Genomic DNA, 1777 nt, shown 5'->3' with positions numbered 1-1777 from the left:
CTCGGCCTGGTCGGTCGTGCCGACCACCAGCACGGTCTTGCCGATATGGTTGGCGTAGGCGATGCCCAGCGCGACGTTCGTCAGCGCAGTACCGGCGCCCATCTCGCCCAGCAAGGCCGGCGTGTTGAACGCCTGCTTCATGAAATCCAGTTCCGGCATCTCCTCGGTGACGGTGCGCGCCAGCGCGGCGATGCGGTCGGAAGCGGTGGCGGCGTTGTTGTTGTTGGCATCGTGGATGACGTAGCCGACGTCGGTCGTCTGCTTGCCCGCGTTGTACACCGCCTTTTCGACCGCGGCCTTCCACGCCTGGATGGCACGCGGCGGCTTGCCGGTGGCGCCGTCGAAGTTGGCCACCTTCGCGCTGGCGGGGTAGCCGAGCCAGGCCAAAGGTGCGCGTTCCGTCTTGTAGTCGGGGCCGGCGAGGATCAACTGCACCATGTTTTCGTTGATCTGGCGGTCTTTCGGACGGCTTGGCGCGTCCCAATTCATGACCCAGACCGTTTCATTTGGATGGGCTTGCAGATAGTCCAGTGCGGCGGACAGCGAGGTGAAACCGGCGTTGGCGCCGCCCATGGTGATGCGCACGTCGGGGGGAGTGCTGCGGGTCCAAGCATTCGGGAACGATTCGCTACCGATGCTAAAAGTATTGATAATGATGTCTCGTAGAAAATTTCCTGCTTCGGCGGGGTCGAGCTTGCGCTCGGGAAGAGCATATTCGATATGGATTCCAGCGAGTTCTCTCCATGTCGATTTATTTTCTCTCGGATGTGCATTGTAAAAATAGTTCGAATCCATAAAATAGATATCGTGATACGCGTATATCAACTCCTCGATATATTTTTCGTGATAACCATCAAAAGTCTCCTCGCCATCGTTGCCGACTGCAATTGAGCCAATTGCCTGCAGTTTGCCGTATTTCTCGGGCTTTGCTCGAACCATATCGTCATTTTTGTTCGGCCCGACCAAGCCCAGCGTCCATAGCAGTTGCCATTCAGTCGGATAATCCCGACGCTGCAAGGGATTCAACCATTGCAGTCCCACCACCTGGGCCATAAACGGATCGGTTTTCTGTGTCGCCACCACAGACCTTTGTGATGCCTCAGCATGCACCGGACGTGTGAAAAAAACAGTCAGGAGTCCGAACGCCAGCACAGCAAATGCGGCCGGCACGGCGAACAATCGCAGCGCGACGTCCGGGACAAAGACCATGACGGACAGGAGCCGGTGCTTAACCACGGCCGCTCCTGCCCACGGTCGATATCAGCTTGGCGCCGCAACTCGTCGCATGGCCGTCGAACGCGACCGGCACACCATCGATCAGCACCTGCGGGTCGCCCTCCGCGATAACGCAACTGTCGTGGCCGCGGATCGGGCACAGGCAGCGGTCGCCCTTGCGCGCGACCGCGACGCCGAGCACCTTGCTGTTGGGAGATGCGGTGATGACCTTGCCGCCGTGTGAGGTCGGGTCGTTCAAGCGGATGACGTTGCGCATGCGGTGCCTCTTCAGCGGGAAAAGCCCTGCGACCGCGGCGCGGCATCGTGGCGGATGCCCCACCATGGCAAGTAGGCGGTATTGCCGCCGCGGGCACGGAACCACGGCTTGTCGTACTGGATCGGCCGCACCACCGCAGGCGGCACCACGAGCGTGGCCACCGGCTGCGCCTCGTCCGTCGTACCGGCCACCAGCACATTCTTGCCGAGGTGGTTGGCGTACGCGATGCCCAGCGCGACATTCGTCAGCGCCGTCCCTGCGCCCATCTCGCCGAGCAGCGCCGGT

General features: G+C 61.2%; 2 protein-coding genes and 1 pseudogene. All 3 read right to left on the bottom strand.

Translation table 11 applies throughout. From position 1 onward, the window contains the following. Positions 1-1236 (bottom strand): virulence factor (locus ASC93_RS30445; protein ID WP_162251801.1); only part of this gene is annotated, 1236 nt, incomplete at its 3' end. Next, positions 1229-1492, bottom strand: a complete 264-nt coding sequence (locus ASC93_RS06205) for a PAAR domain-containing protein (RefSeq protein ID WP_056438785.1) — start codon at positions 1490-1492, stop codon at positions 1229-1231. The genes ASC93_RS06205 and ASC93_RS30445, both read right to left, overlap by 8 nt. A gap of 11 nt (positions 1493-1503) precedes the next feature. Then, a pseudogene (locus tag ASC93_RS31915) lies at positions 1504-1777 on the bottom strand (hypothetical protein); the annotation flags it as partial.

Source organism: Massilia sp. Root335 (assembly GCF_001425685.1).
Taxonomy (GTDB): domain Bacteria; phylum Pseudomonadota; class Gammaproteobacteria; order Burkholderiales; family Burkholderiaceae_D; genus Telluria; species Telluria luteola.
This window is presented reverse-complemented; position numbering and strand designations above follow the sequence as displayed.

Excerpts from the sequence above, each read along its gene's own strand:
- ASC93_RS06205 (WP_056438785.1), bottom strand. The coding sequence starts at position 1,492 with ATGCGCAACGTCATCCGCTTGAACGACCCGACCTCACACGGCGGCAAG.